Annotated in this window: 17 protein-coding genes; 11 read left to right on the forward strand and 6 right to left on the reverse strand. The window is 66.1% G+C overall.

Annotated features, from left to right (window positions below; translation table 11 throughout):
- Positions 1–19 precede the first annotated feature (19 nt).
- Genes JY96_RS14940 through JY96_RS14950 form a run of 3 tightly spaced genes read left to right on the forward strand, consistent with a single transcriptional unit; the run spans position 20 to position 3,164 of the window.
- Entirely contained in the window at positions 20–1,438 is a 1,419-nt protein-coding gene (locus tag JY96_RS14940) for a serine protease (RefSeq protein ID WP_081961289.1), read from the forward strand.
- Positions 1,387–2,430 carry an FHA domain-containing protein gene (locus JY96_RS14945; protein WP_035038612.1) on the forward strand — a complete coding sequence of 348 codons (1,044 nt, stop codon included), beginning with the start codon at positions 1,387–1,389 and terminating at the stop codon, positions 2,428–2,430. The genes JY96_RS14940 and JY96_RS14945 overlap by 52 nt, the downstream gene beginning before the upstream one ends.
- A gap of 23 nt (positions 2,431–2,453) precedes the next feature.
- Complete coding sequence (locus JY96_RS14950) at positions 2,454–3,164, forward strand: phytochelatin synthase family protein (protein WP_081961290.1); 711 nt, start codon at positions 2,454–2,456, stop codon at positions 3,162–3,164.
- A gap of 60 nt (positions 3,165–3,224) precedes the next feature.
- Here the strand turns inward: JY96_RS14950 and JY96_RS14955 are convergent, their stop codons facing one another.
- The 5 genes from JY96_RS14955 to JY96_RS24290 are packed head-to-tail and all read right to left on the reverse strand — an operon-like array spanning position 3,225 to position 6,922.
- Positions 3,225–4,574, reverse strand: a complete 1,350-nt coding sequence (locus tag JY96_RS14955) for an ATP-binding protein (protein ID WP_035038616.1) — start codon at positions 4,572–4,574, stop codon at positions 3,225–3,227.
- Complete coding sequence (locus JY96_RS14960; RefSeq protein ID WP_035038618.1) at positions 4,571–5,245, reverse strand: winged helix-turn-helix domain-containing protein; 675 nt, start codon at positions 5,243–5,245, stop codon at positions 4,571–4,573. The genes JY96_RS14955 and JY96_RS14960 overlap by 4 nt, the downstream gene beginning before the upstream one ends.
- Before the next feature lie 23 nt (positions 5,246–5,268).
- Positions 5,269–5,973, reverse strand: a complete 705-nt coding sequence (locus JY96_RS14965; RefSeq protein ID WP_052162568.1) for a cytochrome b/b6 domain-containing protein — start codon at positions 5,971–5,973, stop codon at positions 5,269–5,271.
- Positions 5,945–6,421, reverse strand: a complete 477-nt coding sequence (locus JY96_RS14970; protein ID WP_035038620.1) for a diheme cytochrome c — start codon at positions 6,419–6,421, stop codon at positions 5,945–5,947. Before JY96_RS14970 ends, JY96_RS14965 begins: the two co-directional genes overlap by 29 nt.
- Positions 6,422–6,436: 15 nt before the next feature.
- Entirely contained in the window at positions 6,437–6,922 is a 486-nt protein-coding gene (locus JY96_RS24290; protein ID WP_369796159.1) for a DUF1924 domain-containing protein, read from the reverse strand.
- A gap of 199 nt (positions 6,923–7,121) precedes the next feature.
- Here JY96_RS24290 and JY96_RS14980 point away from each other — a divergent pair, with 199 nt between their 5' ends.
- A complete protein-coding gene (locus tag JY96_RS14980) occupies positions 7,122–8,192 on the forward strand; it encodes a hypothetical protein (RefSeq protein WP_052162569.1) in 1,071 nt (356 codons plus the stop codon).
- 113 nt (positions 8,193–8,305) lie between these two features.
- On the forward strand, positions 8,306–9,757 hold the full coding sequence (locus JY96_RS14985) for a catalase (RefSeq protein ID WP_035038622.1): 1,452 nt from the start codon (positions 8,306–8,308) through the stop codon (positions 9,755–9,757).
- A 7-nt stretch (positions 9,758–9,764) separates the two neighbouring features.
- Here the strand turns inward: JY96_RS14985 and JY96_RS14990 are convergent, their stop codons facing one another.
- Positions 9,765–10,991 carry a voltage-gated chloride channel family protein gene (locus tag JY96_RS14990; protein WP_081961291.1) on the reverse strand — a complete coding sequence of 409 codons (1,227 nt, stop codon included), beginning with the start codon at positions 10,989–10,991 and terminating at the stop codon, positions 9,765–9,767.
- 303 nt (positions 10,992–11,294) lie between these two features.
- Between JY96_RS14990 and JY96_RS14995 the strand changes: the two genes are divergently transcribed.
- From JY96_RS14995 to JY96_RS15020, 6 genes are all read left to right on the forward strand, one after another.
- Positions 11,295–12,491, forward strand: a complete 1,197-nt coding sequence (locus tag JY96_RS14995; protein ID WP_035043043.1) for an acetyl-CoA C-acyltransferase — start codon at positions 11,295–11,297, stop codon at positions 12,489–12,491.
- Positions 12,492–12,541: 50 nt separating this feature from the next.
- The gene (locus JY96_RS15000) at positions 12,542–13,312 is read left to right on the forward strand and encodes an enoyl-CoA hydratase (protein ID WP_035038624.1); all 771 of its coding nucleotides are present in this window, start codon (positions 12,542–12,544) and stop codon (positions 13,310–13,312) included.
- A 95-nt stretch (positions 13,313–13,407) separates the two neighbouring features.
- A complete protein-coding gene (locus tag JY96_RS15005) occupies positions 13,408–13,809 on the forward strand; it encodes a PA2779 family protein (RefSeq protein ID WP_035038626.1) in 402 nt (133 codons plus the stop codon).
- 7 nt (positions 13,810–13,816) lie between these two features.
- On the forward strand, positions 13,817–14,800 hold the full coding sequence (locus JY96_RS15010; protein ID WP_052162570.1) for a PA2778 family cysteine peptidase: 984 nt from the start codon (positions 13,817–13,819) through the stop codon (positions 14,798–14,800).
- 159 nt (positions 14,801–14,959) lie between these two features.
- On the forward strand, positions 14,960–15,385 hold the full coding sequence (locus JY96_RS15015; protein WP_152606521.1) for a hypothetical protein: 426 nt from the start codon (positions 14,960–14,962) through the stop codon (positions 15,383–15,385).
- A 48-nt stretch (positions 15,386–15,433) separates the two neighbouring features.
- A complete protein-coding gene (locus JY96_RS15020) occupies positions 15,434–16,225 on the forward strand; it encodes a 2-keto-4-pentenoate hydratase (protein WP_035043047.1) in 792 nt (263 codons plus the stop codon).
- The last annotated feature ends 7 nt before the right edge of the window (positions 16,226–16,232 follow it).

Consider the following 16,232-nt stretch of genomic DNA (forward strand, 5'->3'; position numbering starts at 1 on the left):
GGCTGGCTAGAATGGGCCGATGACCATCCGCTTCATGCCTGCAGGGGGGCTGCGTGCCGTGTTGTGTGGGGTAGCCGGCGCCTGGTGCGTGGCTGCTCATGCAGCGTCGTCTCTGCCAGCTGTTCAAACAGATTCACCGGATGCCGCGCCCCCGGCTGCGGCGGCCTCGGCACCCGAGCCCGAGCCCGTGTCCTCGTCGGCCCACAAGCTGTATGAACAGGCCCGCCACCAGCTGGTGCAGGTGCGCACCTTGTTGAGCGGGCAGGGCAGCCAGTCTTCGGTTGGATCAGGTTTCTTCGTGGGTGAAGGTGGCTTGATCATCACCAACTACCACGTGGTCAGCCAGGTGGCCTTGCAGCCCCAACGCTATCGCCTGACTTATGCCGGTGTGGACGGCCGACAGGGTGCACTGGACCTGCTGGCTTTTGACGTGGCCCACGACCTGGCCGTGGTGCGGCCCAGCGAGGCGGGTGGGGTGGCCATCAAGGGCTTGTCGTTCCGGTCACGCGCCACGCCACTGGACAAGGGCGAGCGCATCTACTCCTTGGGCAACCCGCTGGACGTGGGCTTTGCCGTGGTGGAGGGCACCTACAACGGCCTGGTGGACCGGGGCTTCTACCCCACCGTGTTTTTCAGTGGTTCGCTCAACCCCGGCATGAGCGGCGGGCCCACGCTGGACGAACAAGGCCGTGTCATGGGCGTGAACGTGGCCACGCGCCTGGACGGGCAGCAGGTGAGCTTCCTGGTGCCGGGCGAGTTTGCCGAAGACCTGCTGGCGCGGGCCCGCAAGGCCACGCCCATCAAGCAGGCCGTTTACCCCGAGGTGACGCGGCAGTTGCTGGTGCACCAGGACTTGCTGACCCAACGCTTCATGGCCCAGCCCTGGCGCTCGGCCGGGCACGCGCACTACCGCATCCCCGTGCCGCAAGAAACCTTCATGCGCTGCTGGGGCAACAGCACGCAGCCTGATAGCAAGGGCCTGGAGTTCGAGCGCTCGGACTGCTCCATGAACCAGTCGGTGTTCATCAACAGCAGCCTGTACACCGGCAACCTGGCCACGCGCCACGAGATCTACGACGGCAGCAAGCTGGGTGCCTGGCGCTTTGCGCGGCAGTACTCGAAGAGCTTTCGCAACGAGTACTTCGGTGGTGCCGGCGCGCGCACGGCCGCCCAATGCAGCGAGCGCTTCGTCACCAACGATGGCCTGACCATGCGCGCCGTCATCTGCCTGAACGCCTACAAGAAGCTGCCGGGCCTGTATGACATGGGCGTGCTGGTGGCCACCCTCAATGACGACACCGCCGGCGCACAAGGCCGGTTCGACGCCAAGGGCGTGAGCTTTGACAACGCCATGAAGCTGGCGGATTTCTACCTCAAGGGTTACGGATGGATTCCCACGAAGAAGGCCGAAGCCGAATCGAAGCGCCCCTCGCGCTGATCGAGCGCCTGGACCGCGATGGCCACGTGCTGCAGAGCACGCTGGTCTACCGCTGGCCCATGAAGATCGGCCGCTCTTTCGAGGCCGACCTGGTGCTGGATGACCCGCATCTGGCGCCGCTGCATGCCGAGCTGGACGAGGTCAACGGCGAAGTGCAGCTGCGGGTGGGCGAGACCATCAACGGCGCGGTGGTGGGTGCCACGCACCTGAAGGCGGGCGAGGCCATGGCACTGGGCGTGGCGCGCGCGCTGCGGCTGGGCAACACGCGGCTGCGCGTGCGCCTTGCCAGCGAGCCCATGGCCCCCGAGCGGCCGCTGGACCGCCATCTGGTGCAGGCGGCACTGGCGCCAGCGGGCACCTCGCTGTGGCGCGTGGTGCTGCCTTTGTTGTTGATCTCGCTGCTGGCCATGCTGTTTGACGAGTGGCTGGACAACGACCCTGGTACGCCACTCAACAACTACCTCAGCTCGGGCCTGATCCTGCTGTCGGTGACGCTGGGCTGGGCGCTGTTCTGGTCCTTGGGCAGCAAGCTGTTTCAGGGCAAGCTGGACTACCTCGCCCATTTGAGATTGACCTTGATCTATGGCCTGGTGTGGACCGTGCTGGACGCGGTGCTGCCCTTGCTGGCCTTCGCCACGGACTGGTCTTTCCTGTCGCATGTATCGGGTGTGGTGGGGGCCGGTGTGCTGTGCGCGCTGGTCTGGGCCCATCTGGGTTTGATCCTGCCGGGGCACCGTGCCGGTTTGACCGTGGGCGTGGCCACCATGTACCTGGTGGGGCTGGGCTTGCACATCTGGCTCAACGAGCAACGCATCGGGCAGGCCTTTACCGAACGCTACGTGACGGCCTTGCCGCCGCCCGCCTGGCGACTCGCACCGGCGCAACCCACCTCGGTGTTGATCCAGGACGCACGCGGGCTGAAAGCCAAGCTGGACCGCCAGGCCAAGGAAGACCAGGCGGATGATGCGACCGATGTCGGTGGTGACGACTGAGCCATGGCCGTAGGGGCTGTCAGATGATGCGAAAGCCCCGACGCGCTGCTGCGATGGCTGCCTTGGCGGCAGCGCTGATGGCGGGCATGTGCGCCTTCCAGGCGTGGGCCGAGCCGCCTCAGGCAACGGCGCTGGAGTCCGCTGCAACGGCGTCAGCGGCTGTTTCGATCAAGGCCTTTCCTGCTTATCAGGACGCCGCCTTGCTGGCACGCGCCTGGGCCTTGCCCGTGGCCTCGCGCTACAAGCCGCTCATCGAGTACCAGCGCAACGCCACCTTCTGCGGGCCCACCAGCCTGGCCAATGTGCTGCATTCATGGGGGCAGGCCGCTGATCAGAGCCATCTCCTGGAGGGCACCGATGTCAGCACGGTGCTGGGCTACCTGCCCAAGGGCCTGACGCTGGACGAACTCGCCGATGTGGCCCGCCAGAAACTGGGCAAGTCCGTCACCGTGATGCGGGGGCTGGACCTGGCCGCGTTCCGCCAGCACATGAAGCGCAGCAACGACCCCACCCGGCGTTACGTGATCAACTTCTCCCGGCAGCCCTTGTTTGGATCAGGCGGCGGGCACCACTCACCCATCGCGGGTTATCTGACCGACGAAGACCTGGTGCTGGTGCTCGACGTCAACAGCGATTTCGGCCCCTGGCTGGTCAAGACTGATCGCCTGTGGGCGGCCATGAACACGGTGGACGGCCGTTCGAACCAGCTTCGTGGGTTGTTGCTGATCGAGTGAGGGCCACAGGTCTGTTTCAAGCCCGCATCCAACACGCGGTGAGAACGGCATCAGTCCATGTCAGGTCTTCAAAGGCCAGCGCACATGCACCGCCAGGCCCCCGAGTTGAGCCGAGCGTTCGGTGTCGATGCGGGCGTGGTGCACGGCCGCGATGCGGCGCACGATGGACCACCCCAGCCCACTGCCGCTTTGCCCGCTGCCCAGCACCCTGAAGAAGCGTTCGCCCAGTCTGGGCAGGTCGGCTTCGCTCAGGCCCGGGCCGCTGTCTTCCACGCTCAGTTGCGGCGCCTGCTGGCCATCGCTCATGGTGACCAGAATCCGTGCGCCATCCGGGCTGTAGCGGGCCGCGTTGTCAATGAGGTTGCGCACCAGCACGGCCAGCAAGGCCGCATCACCTTGAATGGGGCTGTGATCCACGCCTTGCAGCTCGATGCTTTGCCCGCGCGCCAAAGCCTGGGGGGTGATGTCGGCCATGATCTGCCGCGTGAGGGGGACCAGGTCCACCGTGCTCATGGGCAAGGGCTGGCCGGCTTCCAGCCTGGACAAGGTCAGCAGCTGTTCGACCAGCCGGGTGGCGCGGTCACAGCCTGCCAGCGTGGCCTGCAGGGCATGTTTCCGCGCGGCCTCTTCGGTCTCGGCCAGTGCCACCTGGGCCTGCGTGTGGATGGCGGCGATCGGCGTGCGCAGCTCATGGGCCGCGTCCGCGGTGAAGCGCCGCTCTGCATGGAGCAGTGAAGAGATACGCCCGAACAAGGCATTGAGCGCCTCCAGCATGGGCGCCAGGTCGGCGGGCAGGTTGGGCAGGTGAACCGGGTCCAGTGCATCGGCGCGGCGGCTTTGCAGCACGTCGCGAATCTGGCGCAAAGGCAGCAGGCCGCGGCGGATCGCCAGCCAGACAGCCAGCATCAGCGCCGGCAAGGCAAAAGCGATGGGCCACAACACGCTGCGCAAGATGGCCTTGAGGATGTCGGCGCGCGAGTCGATCTGCTCGCCCACATAGACCTGTACATCTCGCTCGGCGCCATGCGTGGCGAAGATGCGCCAGCGCACGCCGCCAATGTCGACGGTGCGAAAACCTTCGCGCCAGTGCTCGGCCATGTCCACCATGGGTTGAGCGGGGGCGTTGGCCGTGCGCATGGACAGCCGACCTTCATGGAAGATCTGGAAGGCCACCTTGGGCGCATAACGGTGCAGCACCGGGGCGTCCAGCCCGCGTTCATCATCGTCGTGTTCGAAGTCTTGCTGGGCCACCAGCAGCGCGGCGGCCTGTGTCAGGTGGCCGTCGAGCAGTTCATCCAGTTCATGGCGCGCATCACCCCAGGTCAGGCCTGCGGCCACCAGCCACACGGTGAGCACGCTGCCGATCACCAGCAGCAGCAGGCGGGTCTGGATGGACGTGGCTGGTTTCATGATTGGCTTGCGATCACCTTGGGCAGGATGTAGCCCACGCCCCGCACGGTTTGGATCAGGCCATTGCCCAGCTTGCGCCGCAGGTGGTGCACATGCACTTCCACAGCGTTGCTGTCGATCTCCTGGCCCCAGCTGTAGAGATGCTGTTCCAGTTGCTCCCGTGACAGCACGCGGCCGGCATTGAGCATCAAGGCATGCAGCAGGTCGAACTCGCGGCCAGAGAGGTTCACGGGCTCGCCCGCCTGAAGCACCGTGCGCGAAGCCGGGTCCAGCTCGACATCCTGCGCGCGCAGGTGCTCGACCGGCTGGCCATGCGCCCGGCGGATCAGGGCGCGCAGGCGGGCGGCCAACTCATCGAGGTCCACCGGCTTGATGACGTAATCATCGGCACCCTGGTTCAGCCCCTTGATGCGGTCGGGCACGGCATCACGCGCGGTCAGCACCAGGATGGGCAGGGTCAGGCCGGCACGGCGCGCCATGGCCAGCACGTCCATGCCATCGCGTTTGGGCAGGCCGAGGTCCAGCACGGCGGCGCCGTAGTCTTGCGCGCGCAACTCGCGCTCGGCGGCTTCGCCATCACGCACCCAGTCGACCTGGAAGCCATGCAGGCGCAGGCCGGCTTGCAGGCCATCGCCCAGCAGGGGGTCGTCTTCAGCAAGCAGGATGCGCATGGTGTGGTCTGGCCGTGGGTTGCTCAGTCATCGTCATCATCATCGGTGGCGCCACCAGTATGGGTTTGACCCATCGCATGCTGGGCGGTTTGTTGCGGTGCAGTTTGCCACTGCTGCCACCAGAACCCCAGCACGGCCACCAGCATCAGGGCCGCCACGGTGGCCCAGGCTCGGCGGATGCCATCCTGTGCCTGGCCTGGCTTGCGGCCCGTGACCATGGCACGCACCAGGTTCTCCTTGTGCAGCCAGCTGCTGAGCACCACGCCGGCCACGTGCACGCCCACGAGGAGCAGCATCAGGTTGGCCAGCACCTCGTGGGTTTCTTCCAGCCATTCGCCGCCCAGCTCGTTGTAGTTGGCCCAGCCGGTGCTGGTCACCATGGCCGTCAGCCCGAGGATGAGCATGATGGCCAGCGCACCGGCAGGGTTGTGCCCCACATGGTGTTCAGGCTGGCCGCCGGGCAGCGAGCGCAGGTAGCGCAGCACCGTGCCGGGCCCGCGCACAAAGCTGCTGAAGCGGGCGTAGCGTGTGCCCATCAGGCCCCAGACCAGGCGGAAGGCCACCAGGCCGGCCATGGTGTAGCCCAGGGTCACGTGGACCAGGCGAAAGCGTTCGGTCTCGGCCGTGAGGTAGGCGCCGGCAAAGCACAGCACCATCAGCCAGTGGAACAGCCGCACGGGCAGGTCCCACACGAGGACCTTAGCGGGGGATGCGGATGAATCGCTCATTGAAATCTCCTTGGTCGGCACGCGTGTGGCAGGCCGCGCAGTTGGCGGGGCTCTTGATGCTGGCGCGTTGCCATGTGCGGGTGGACACCTCGTCGTGTTCATGCAGGAACCACGAGGATTGGGTGATGCGGTCTTGCGGCGGGGCGCTGCGTGAACCGGCGTTGGCGGCCAGCCAGGTGCTCAGGGTCTTGGTGGTGGCCGCATCCAGCGAGGCGTCGGTACCGAAGTGCTTGGGCAGGCCGTTCATCAGGCGTTGCCAGGATGCGGCGGGCAGCATGCCGGGCGGGTAGGCCACGTGGCAGGCCGAGCATTCCTGCTGGTATTTGGGCAGCAAGGGCACGCGGGCGCGGCCTTCGTGCTCGTCATCGTCGGCATGGGCACCGAAGCTCGTCAATGCCAGCAACAGCCCGGCAGCGGCCAGGTTCAGGGTTCGGAGGGTGATCGGCATGGTGGGGCTCCTGATTCAGGGCTTGAGCGTCAGCAGCCAGGCCAGCACGTCGGCCCTTTCGGCCGGTGTGCATTCGCGCCCGACCACGTCATTGCAGTTGCGGCGGAACCATTTCTCGGTCTTGGCCGTATCAGTGAAGCGTTCGGGGTTGAAGGCCGGTGCCAAGGGGCGGATGGACCGGCCCGTGGCCGCGTGCTGGCCCTCGCCCGTGGGCTTGGTGCCGTGGCAGCTGGCGCAGGCCCATTCACGGCCATGTTTGCTGGTGAAGAACTGCTGGCCCTTGCTGGCGTCCGGGCGGGTGCCGGCTTGCTGGCTGTAGGTCGCCAGCAGTTGCGCGGGTGTGCCGGTCTGGGCGTGTGCCGCCAAGGGCAGGCAGCATGCGGTGACCAGACTCGCGACCAGTCCGGTGTGCGGTGTGGTGAGGGAGGCAGTGATGCACCCGGCAATACGCCCTGTGATGAGGCGCAGGCGGTGCAAGCTGCTGGGGAAGGTTGGCATCATGGCGGCTCTCCTTGCTTGCTGCGGATGATGGTTGGGCTGTCTTACGGCTGGCTTAAGGCGCTGGTGACCGACGGCGGGCGCCCGTTGGTATCGTTTGATCCTGATCAGCTTTTGCCGACAGACAGAGGCAACATTCCTCTTGGCATGAGTCGCTTTGGCTGGTTAAATGTGAAAAATTCACATTATTGGAACCGGCGCCATGGATCGTTTTGCCCTTCGTGCCACCGCGGCGGCCTGCCTGCTGGCCGCCCTGTCCTCTACTGCTTCGGCTGGCGTCTTCGGCACGCTGGGCAATTTCGACGTGGTCAATGACACGGGCTCGACCGCCTATGGCTTCGAGATCGACCTGGAAGGCCTGCACAGCTCGGACATCACCGACACCTTCGGCGGTGCCGGGCGCGGCTTTCCCACCTCGGTGGAGCGTTATGGCGCGCCCAGCATCACCGAGTACAACAATGGCAGCATCTTTGGCGTCAAGGTCACCTACCAGGCGATCTACAGCGGTGGCAGCTGGAGCGTGGGCACACCCAGCGGCGTGTTCAACACCCCGGGCGAGAGTTGCTGGACGGGCGGCAACATCGGTTATGGCCCTTCCACGCCCTGTGACCACTTCGGCGTGGGCACCATTGGCAACCCGACCGGGACCACCTACTCGTGGTTGACCGAGTCCTCCCCCGGTGTGCTGAGCAATGCCAAGGTCAACCTGCCCGCGCCCGTTTGGGCGGTGACGCCTTCGCCCAACCCTGCCGTGGCACAGCCTGTGGTGGTCGCGCAGATCCAGGCGCCCCAGCCCGAGGTGGAGGCGCAATTCGGCACCGCCGTCTGGGTCAAGGTCTACACCACGGAGTTGGAAAACAAGGTTGAACTGGAAGAGCTGGTGGGGGGCAATCCCAAGGTGAAGGAAGCCGAGAACCACACCGAGATCGAATGGCAATTGCTGCAGACCGACCCGGGCAACCCGCTGGCGGGCCAGCTTGAAAACGGGGGCGGGGCCGCGGTGGGTGAAAAAGCCCAGTCCATCCTGCGCCGCTACGAGTTCTACAACTACAGCGGCGCGTATGACGGCGAGACCCACGAGGCCTTGCCTGTGCTGGGTGACAGCCACCCTGGCGACGGCGAGTTGGGCTCGTTCATCGGCGCGCAGAACGTGGCGCTCAACCTCGATGGCAACCCGGTGGCGGTGCCTGAGCCCGAAACCTGTGCGCTGGCCGGCAGTGGTCTGGCCATGGTCCTGCTGGCGGTGAAGCGGCGCAGGGCCAAGCGCGCCTGAATCCACGGCGGTGGGGCAATCTTCTCAATCACGCCCTTAGGCAAAAACGACTGGCCGTTTGGCGCGGCCCGTTTCACCATGAGCAGCCCTGACTCCAAAAAAGGACCGCTGCCATGCCCAAGCTCACCACCGCCTCCGGCATCCCTGTTGCCGACAACCAGAATGCACTGACAGCAGGGCCACGCGGTCCCATCCTGCTGCAGGACTTTCACCTCATCGAGAAGCTCCAGCACTTCAACCGCGAACGCATCCCCGAGCGAGTGGTGCATGCCAAGGGCTCTGGTGCTTACGGCACCTTCACCGTCACGCACGACATCTCGCGCTACACCAAGGCCAGGCTGTTCGAGGCCGTGGGCAAGCAGACCGAAGTCTTCGTGCGCTTCTCGACCGTGGGCGGCGAGCGCGGCAGTGCCGACACCGAGCGCGACCCGCGAGGCTTTGCCATCCGCTTCTACACAGAAGAAGGCAACTGGGACCTGACGGGCAACAACACGCCCATGTTCTTCATCAAGGACCCGATCAAGTTCCCTGATTTCGTGCACACGCAAAAGCGCGACCCGCAGACCAACCTCAAGTCCCCCACGATGATGTGGGATTTCTGGTCCCGGGCGCCCGAGTCCCTGCACCAGGTGACGATGCTGTTTTCTGACCGCGGCACACCCGATGGCTACCGCCACATGGACGGTTTTGGCAGCCACACCTTCAGCCTGATCAACGCTGCTGGCGAGCGTGTGTGGGTGAAGTGGCACCTCAAGACCAGGCAGGGCATCCAGAACCTGAGCGCATCGGAGGCCGTGCGACTGGCAGGCACCGACCCCGATTACGCCCAGCGCGACTTGTACAACGCCATCGCCCGCGAGAACTTCCCGCGCTGGCAGGTCTACATCCAGGTGATGACCGAGAGCGAGCGCCTGAACTGGGAGAAGAAGACCGGCTGGAACGCCTTCGACCTCACCAAGGTCTGGCCGCATGGTGACTTTCCCCGCATCCCCGTGGGCATGATGGAGCTCAACCGCAACCCGGTGAACTACCACGCCGAGGTCGAGCAGGCCGCGTTCAGCCCGGCCAATGTGGTGCCCGGCCTGGGCTACAGCCCCGACAAGATGCTGCAAGGCCGCCTGTTCGCCTACCACGATGCCCAGCTCTACCGCGTGGGCACCAACCACCAGCACCTGCCGGTCAACCGCCCGCGCTGCCCCTTCCACAACCAGCAGCGTGACGGCGCCATGGCCATCGACAACGGTGGTGCGGAGGTCAATTACATGGCCGTGGAGGCCCAAGGCTCGGCACCTCAGGGTATGGGCCATGGTGACCCGGGCTGGCCGCTCGAAGGCGTGGCCGCGCGTTACGACGCACGCGGGCAGGAGGACGACTACACCCAGGCCGGCAACCTGTTCCGCCTGATGAGCGTGCAGGAGCGCCACAACCTGTTCAACAACATCGCAGGCCCGCTCTCGCAGGTCAGCAATGAGATCCAGGCGCGGCAGCTCGCCCATTTCGACAAGGCCGACCCGGCTTACGGCGCTGGTGTCAGGGCCGCCCTGGCGGCCAGAAGCACGTCGTGAACCGGTCTCAACCCATCGGCTGGTGCTTGGCCTGCTCAATGCGCTGAGCTCTGTAGATGCCTGTGTGGCCCGAGAACAGATAGCTCACCACACAGGCCACGGCCGCGAAGATGCCAATGGGCGCGCCAAACAGCTCCATGGCCATGAGCGTGCAGGCCAATGGGGTGTTGGCGGCGCCGGCAAACACCGCCACAAAGCCCAACGCGGCCATGAAGCCGATGGGCTGGTGCAACAGCGGCGCCAGGGCGTTGCCCAGCGTCGAGCCGATGAAGAACAGCGGCGTGACCTCGCCGCCCTTGAAGCCACAACTCAGCGACCACACCGTGCTGATCAGCTTGACGGCAAAGTCCCACGCGGGCACCGCCTGCTGAAAGGACTCGGTGATGGCAGGCAGGCCCAGCCCCGCATAACGCCAGCCATCGCCAAACCACACCACCGCAGCCAGCACCAGGCCACCGAACACAGGGCGCAGCGGCGCATGAGCGATCCAGGCTTTCATGCGGGCCGACAGCGCGTGCGTGGACGTGGCAAACAGCATGCCGATCAGCCCGAAAATCATCCCGGCCAGCACCACCGAGATCAGCGCCCACACGGACAGCGGCGGGATCACCCCCGCCACGTAGTGCCCATGCTGCACCCCCCACAGGCGCGTGACCTGATCGGCCACGATGGCCGACACGAAACAAGGCCACAGGGCGTCATAACGCATGCGGCCCACCATCAGCACCTCCAGGCCAAACACGGCACCGGCCAGCGGCGTGCCGAACACCGAGGCAAAGCCTGCGCTGATGCCGGCCATCAGGAGCAGCCGGCGGTCATGCGGCGACAGCTTGCACAACTGGGTGAGTTGATCAGCCAGCGCACCCCCCATCTGCACGGCCGTGCCTTCGCGGCCCACCGAGGCGCCGAACAGATGCGAGATCACCGTGCTCACCAGGATCAGCGGCGCCATCCGCAAAGGGATGGTCTTCTTCGGGTCGTGGATCTCGTCGAGCAGCAGGTTGTTGCCACCCTCCACGCTTTGCCCGAACTTCAGGTAGACCCAGCCCACTGCAAAGCCCGCCACCGGCAGCAGCCAGATCAACCAGCGATGGGCCTCGCGCGTGGCGGTAGCCCAGTCCAGCGAAACCAGGAACAGCGCAGATGCCGAGCCGGCCAGGATGGCCACCAGCGTGGCCAGGATCAGCCACTTGCCCACCTGGGGCAGCAAGTCAATGGGCTCGGTGAGTTTCATGCGGTGGGGACACGTCCATGGCTGTGGTGCACACCTCATGCAAGCCACAGGCCATGTGGATGGCTTGAAGCACCGATTCTAAGTGTCGTGCCTGCGTCGACCGGCACGCTTGATTCAGGGTTTGTGCCTTACGCCGTCCACAACAGGCGCCCGGCAGTTTTCGTGGCGGTCCGCGCTGTTTTTTGCCCTAACCGCTTGGTTGTGCTCTCTTTTTCGGACGCATCGCCTGTCCGTTGTGAGCGGGGGTGGTCCTGGTTCGTGGCATCCTCGCACCTCATGCAGGCCATTGCCAAGCGAGACAACATGAGCGAACAGCAGCAAGATCCCATCGTCATCGTGGGTGCCAAGCGCACGCCGATCGGCGCCTTCCAGGGGCAATTCCAGGCCATGAGTGCCACGGCATTGGGCGGCGCGGCCGTGGCAGGCGCCTTGGCGCAAGCCGGCTTGTCGGGCAGCGCCGAGATCAGCGAGGTGCTGATGGGCTGCTGCCTGATGGCCGGCCTGGGGCAGGCGCCTGCGCGGCAGGCGGCCATCGCGGCGGGCTTGCCCGTGTCAGTGGGCGCGACCACACTGAGCAAGATGTGCGGCTCGGGCATGAAGACCACCATGCTGGCGCACGACCAGTTGCGTGCCGGCGTGGCCGACTTCTTCGTGGCCGGCGGCATGGAGTCCATGAGCAACGCGCCCTACCTGCTGCCGGCCGAGCGCGCCGGCCAGCGCCTGGGCCACGGCCGCACCATCGACCACATGTTCTTTGATGGCCTGCAAGACGCTTATGGCGGCGAGCTGATGGGCCATTACGCCGACCTCGTGGCCGAGCAGCAGGGCTACACCCGCGCCCAGCAGGATGCTTATGCCACCGACTCGGTGCTGCGCGCCCGTGCCGCCGTCGAGGCCGGCCTGTTTGCTGACGAGATCGCGCCCGTGACCCTCAAGGGGCGTGGCGAGCCTGTGCTGATCAGCCAGGACGAAACCCCCTCCAAATGCCAGCCCGACAAGATCACGCGGCTCAAGCCCGCCTTCCGGCCTGACGGCACCGTGACCCCGGCCAGCTCGGCCTCCATCTCGGATGGCGCGGCCGCCCTGGTGCTCACGCGCGGTAGCGTGGCCAAGCAACGCGGCATGGCCGTGCTGGCCCGCATCGTGGCCCACAGCACCTATGCCGGCGAGCCCGGCCTGTTTGCGACCGCACCGGTGCCTGCCATCCAGCGCGTGCTGGACAAAGCCGGCTGGCGCGCCGCCGATGTCGACCTGTTCGAGGTCAACGAAGCCTTTGCGGTCGTGGCCCTGCATGCCATGCGCGAGCTGGGCCTGCCGCACGACAAGGTCAACGTGGCCGGCGGTGCCTGTGCGCTCGGCCACCCCATCGGTGCCACCGGCGCGCGCATCATCGTCACCCTGATCCATGCCTTGCGGCGCACCGGGGGCCGCCGTGGCATCGCGTCTCTGTGCATTGGCGGCGGCGAGGCCACGGCCATCGCCATCGAGATCCCGGCCTGATCCCCGTTCACCCAGCGCTTTCGTTTTACCCACCTCACTCCATCGTCACCATGATCGAACTCGACATCGACGCCAGCGGCCACATCGCCACCATCACCCTCAACCGCCCGCCCGCCAACGCCTGGTCGCTCGACGGCCTGCGCCAGCTCAAGGCCACGGTTGAAAAGCTCAATGCCGACACGCGTGTGCGCGCCATCATCGTCACCGGCCAGGGCCCCAAGTTCTTCAGCGCCGGTGCCGACCTCAACGTGATGGCCGGTGGCGACAAGGCCGTGGCCCGCGACGTGGCCCAACGCTTCGGCGAAGCCTTTGCCACGCTGCAGGAAGCCCGCGCCGTGGTGATCGCGGCCATCAATGGCTACGCCATGGGCGGTGGCCTGGAATGCGCCTTGTCGTGCGACATCCGCATTGCCGAGCAGCACGCGCAGATGGCCTTGCCCGAATCCTCGGTGGGCCTGCTGCCCGCCGGTTGTGGCACGCAGACCTTGCCCTGGCTGGTGGGCGAAGGCTGGGCCAAGCGCATGATCCTCACCAACGAACGCGTGGATGCCGCCACGGCCCTGCGCATCGGCCTGGTCGAAGAGGTGGTGGACACCGGCGCTTCGCTGGCCAAGGCCCAGGAGATGGCCCAGCGCGTGACCACGCTCAGCCCCGAGGGCGTGGCCTACAGCAAGCAACTGGTGCACGCGGCACGCCAGGGTGTGCCCCGTCATGCCGCCTTGTCGATGGAGCGCGAAAAGTTCGTCGACCTGTTCGACAGCCCCAACCAGCGCGAAGGTGTCAACGCCTTCCTGGAAAAGCGCAAGCCGCAGTGGACCTGATCGATTGACGCGTTGCGGTGACCGCTTGTAACGGACGGTTCACCGCCCACGTGTATCCTTTCCCCCTGTTTCATCACATGCTGTAGGACAACCCCATGAAACTCAACCGCAAAGCCATCGCTCTGACCGTGGCCATCGCCCTGAGCCACACCGCCGGCCTGCAGGCCGCGCAAGCCGCCATGATCGCCACCGATGCCGTGGCCGTGACCAGCGCCGATGCCCAGGTGGCCGCCCGCCGCGCCCAGGTGCTCGAGACCCTCAACCGTGCCGACGTGGCCCAGGCCCTGATTCAAAAGGGTGTGGACATGGACGCGGCCCGCGCCCGTGTGGCCTCCTTGTCCGACGCCGAAGTCACGCAACTGGCCGACCAGCTGGACAAGGCGCCTGCCGGTGCTTCCGACATCCTGGGCACCATCGTGTTCATCTTCGTGCTGCTGCTGATCACCGACATCCTGGGCTTCACCAAGGTGTTCCCGTTCACACGCTCGATCCGCTGATCGCGTCGTGCGTCGCACCTCGCGCCTGATTGGTGCGTTGACGCTGTCTTGCAGCCTCATCGTGATGACGGGGCTGCAGGGCTGCGCGTCGCTGGAGGCGCATCAGACCAGGGCCTTGCTGGCCCAGCCGCCAACAGACATCCCCGCGCAGGTGGCCTTGTCTGCCACGCCTTTCTTCCCTCAATCCGAACTGCAATGCGGGCCCGCGGCCCTGGCCACGGTCATGAGCGCCGCCGGTGTGCCCACCAGGCCTGACAGCCTGACCTCGTCGGTCTTTGTACCAGCCCGTGGTGGCAGTTTGCAGATCGAGATGCTGGCGGCACCCCGCAGCCATGGCCTGGTCAGCACCCGCATCCAGCCTGATATGCAGGCCTTGTTGCACGAGGTGGCGGCCGGGCACCCCGTCGTGGTGCTGCTCAACCTGGGCTTGAGCCTGTACCCGGTCTGGCATTACGCCGTGGTCATCGGTTATGACTTGCCGGCGGGTGACGCGCTTTTGCGTTCTGGCACCACCGAATTGCAGCGCCTGCCCTTGTTCACGCTGGAACACACCTGGGCGCGATCGGGTCAATGGGCTTTTGTCGTCCTGCCGCCTGATCAACTGCCCGCGTCGGCCAGCGAGGCGGATGTGACCGATGGCCGCGTCACCTTCGAGCGCCTGGCCAAGCCTGAGCAGGCGGCGCAGGCTTACCGTGTGGCCCTGCAACGCTGGCCCGACAGCCTCGTGCTGGGGCTGGGCCTGGGCAACACCTTGTTCGCCTCCGGTGATGTGCGTGGCGCAGCCGATGTGCTCGAGCGCGTGGCCAGGCAACACGACAGCGCCGCAGCCTGGAACAACCTGGCCATGGCGCGCCTGAAACTGGGCGAGCGGGATGCAGCCATGGCGGCAGCCCAGGCTGCGCTCAAACGCGCGCAGGCCAGCGAGCCGAAGTGGGTGAGCGCCGCGCAGGCCACGCTGGACGAAGTGCGGCAAACCCTCTCGGGGAAATGACGGGCGCGAGGCGGATCAGGCGCCACCCTAGGGATAGCCTCCCCCTAAGTTTGAAGGGGTCTCCCCCTTAGGCGGGTTTTGTGTGGCGGGCCCTTTGCTTACGATGCATTCAATGACGAGCGTGGTGTCAACCGCGTGCACAAAAAAAGGGGGTGCGTCATGGGCATTGATACACAAACTGTCGCCTGGGCGGGCATCGCCGTTGGTTTGGTCGGCATCGCCTGGGCCATCTTCTGGCCGGTAGAGCCGCACCCCGGCATCAATCCCATCTCCACGCACTGGGATCTGGTTTACGTGGATGACGATGGCGTCATGCAGTTCACCATGGTGCGTGTGCTCAAGATCAACCCGACCACGCGCCGCATGACGGCCTGGTGCGCCAGCAGCGGCAACGAGCGGGTGTTCAAGCTCAGCAAGGTGGTCAAGGCCACGGACGTACGCAGCGGCGCACGCATCAACATCGCCCGCTTGATCGACAAGCCGCGGGTGTTGAGCGACAGGCCTGCACCCAGCGCGGCACCTGACAGCACGCAGGGGGATTCGGTGGGCAGTTGGTGGAGCACCTCGCGCCTGGGCCTGCACTGAGGGCTTTTGCCAGCACGAAGTCGCACCCAGGGGGCGACAATGCAGGCCATGCCCACCCCCACCCCCAACTCAAGCGCCCAAGCCGCCGCCACCATCCTGGTGCAGCGGCGCCTTCATGGTCAGCAAGGTCCTTGTCTGCCTGAGCCGCTGCGCCCGCAGACCCTGGACGACGCCATGCGCATCCAGCTGGCCAGCATGCCCCTGATGGGCGACGCCATCGCGGGCTGGAAGTGCGGCACCCCCGGGCCCGACAAGCTGGTGGTGGCGCCCATCTACGCCCGCACCGTGCACCGGGCCAGCGAAAAACCTTGTCCCGTCTGGGCCCATGGCGGCATGGTGCGTGTCGAGCCTGAACTGGCTTTTGTGCTGGGCCGAGACCTGCCCGCACGCGCGCAACCCTACACACCCGATGAGGTGGACGACGCCATCTCCGCCACCCACCTGGCGCTGGAGCTGATCGACAGCCGCTACAGCGAGCCCAGCGTCCTGAGCTTTGCCGACAAGCTGGCCGATGGCCTGGTGAACCAGGGCCTGTTCATCGGCCCTGCCGTTGATGGCGAGCAAGCCAGCCTGACCAACGTCATGCCGATTGCGATCCAGGTCGAAGGCTCGCCCGAGCAGGTGCGCGCCGGCCAGCATCCTGACCCCCTGCCACGTTTGCCGCTGTACTGGCTGGTTGAATACCTGCGTGAGCAGGGCATGGGCTTGCAAGCCGGGCAGGCGGTGATCACGGGCTCTTATGCCGGCACGTTTCCCTTGCCCGTGAGCCAGGGCATCACCTTGCGTTACGGCGATCTCGGTGAGTTGCGCGTGCGGTTTTCGGCGCGGGCAAGAGCCTGATTCGGCC

The organism is Aquabacterium sp. NJ1 (genome assembly GCF_000768065.1).
In the GTDB taxonomy this organism is placed as follows: Bacteria; Pseudomonadota; Gammaproteobacteria; order Burkholderiales; family Burkholderiaceae_C; genus Aquabacterium.

Coding starts and splice junctions, on each gene's coding strand:
- JY96_RS24290 (WP_369796159.1), bottom strand. CDS start 6,922: ATGATGCCAACCTTCCCCAGCAGCTTGCACCGCCTGCGCCTCATCACA.
- JY96_RS15020 (WP_035043047.1), top strand. CDS start 15,434: ATGCCCACCCCCACCCCCAACTCAAGCGCCCAAGCCGCCGCCACCATC.
- JY96_RS14985 (WP_035038622.1), top strand. CDS start 8,306: ATGCCCAAGCTCACCACCGCCTCCGGCATCCCTGTTGCCGACAACCAG.
- JY96_RS14965 (WP_052162568.1), bottom strand. CDS start 5,973: ATGAGCGATTCATCCGCATCCCCCGCTAAGGTCCTCGTGTGGGACCTG.
- JY96_RS15015 (WP_152606521.1), top strand. CDS start 14,960: ATGGGCATTGATACACAAACTGTCGCCTGGGCGGGCATCGCCGTTGGT.
- JY96_RS14980 (WP_052162569.1), top strand. CDS start 7,122: ATGGATCGTTTTGCCCTTCGTGCCACCGCGGCGGCCTGCCTGCTGGCC.
- JY96_RS15005 (WP_035038626.1), top strand. CDS start 13,408: ATGAAACTCAACCGCAAAGCCATCGCTCTGACCGTGGCCATCGCCCTG.
- JY96_RS14945 (WP_035038612.1), top strand. CDS start 1,387: ATGGATTCCCACGAAGAAGGCCGAAGCCGAATCGAAGCGCCCCTCGCG.
- JY96_RS15000 (WP_035038624.1), top strand. CDS start 12,542: ATGATCGAACTCGACATCGACGCCAGCGGCCACATCGCCACCATCACC.
- JY96_RS14995 (WP_035043043.1), top strand. CDS start 11,295: ATGAGCGAACAGCAGCAAGATCCCATCGTCATCGTGGGTGCCAAGCGC.
- JY96_RS14950 (WP_081961290.1), top strand. CDS start 2,454: ATGATGCGAAAGCCCCGACGCGCTGCTGCGATGGCTGCCTTGGCGGCA.
- JY96_RS14955 (WP_035038616.1), bottom strand. CDS start 4,574: ATGAAACCAGCCACGTCCATCCAGACCCGCCTGCTGCTGCTGGTGATC.
- JY96_RS14970 (WP_035038620.1), bottom strand. CDS start 6,421: ATGCCGATCACCCTCCGAACCCTGAACCTGGCCGCTGCCGGGCTGTTG.
- JY96_RS14990 (WP_081961291.1), bottom strand. CDS start 10,991: ATGAAACTCACCGAGCCCATTGACTTGCTGCCCCAGGTGGGCAAGTGG.
- JY96_RS14960 (WP_035038618.1), bottom strand. CDS start 5,245: ATGCGCATCCTGCTTGCTGAAGACGACCCCCTGCTGGGCGATGGCCTG.
- JY96_RS14940 (WP_081961289.1), top strand. CDS start 20: ATGACCATCCGCTTCATGCCTGCAGGGGGGCTGCGTGCCGTGTTGTGT.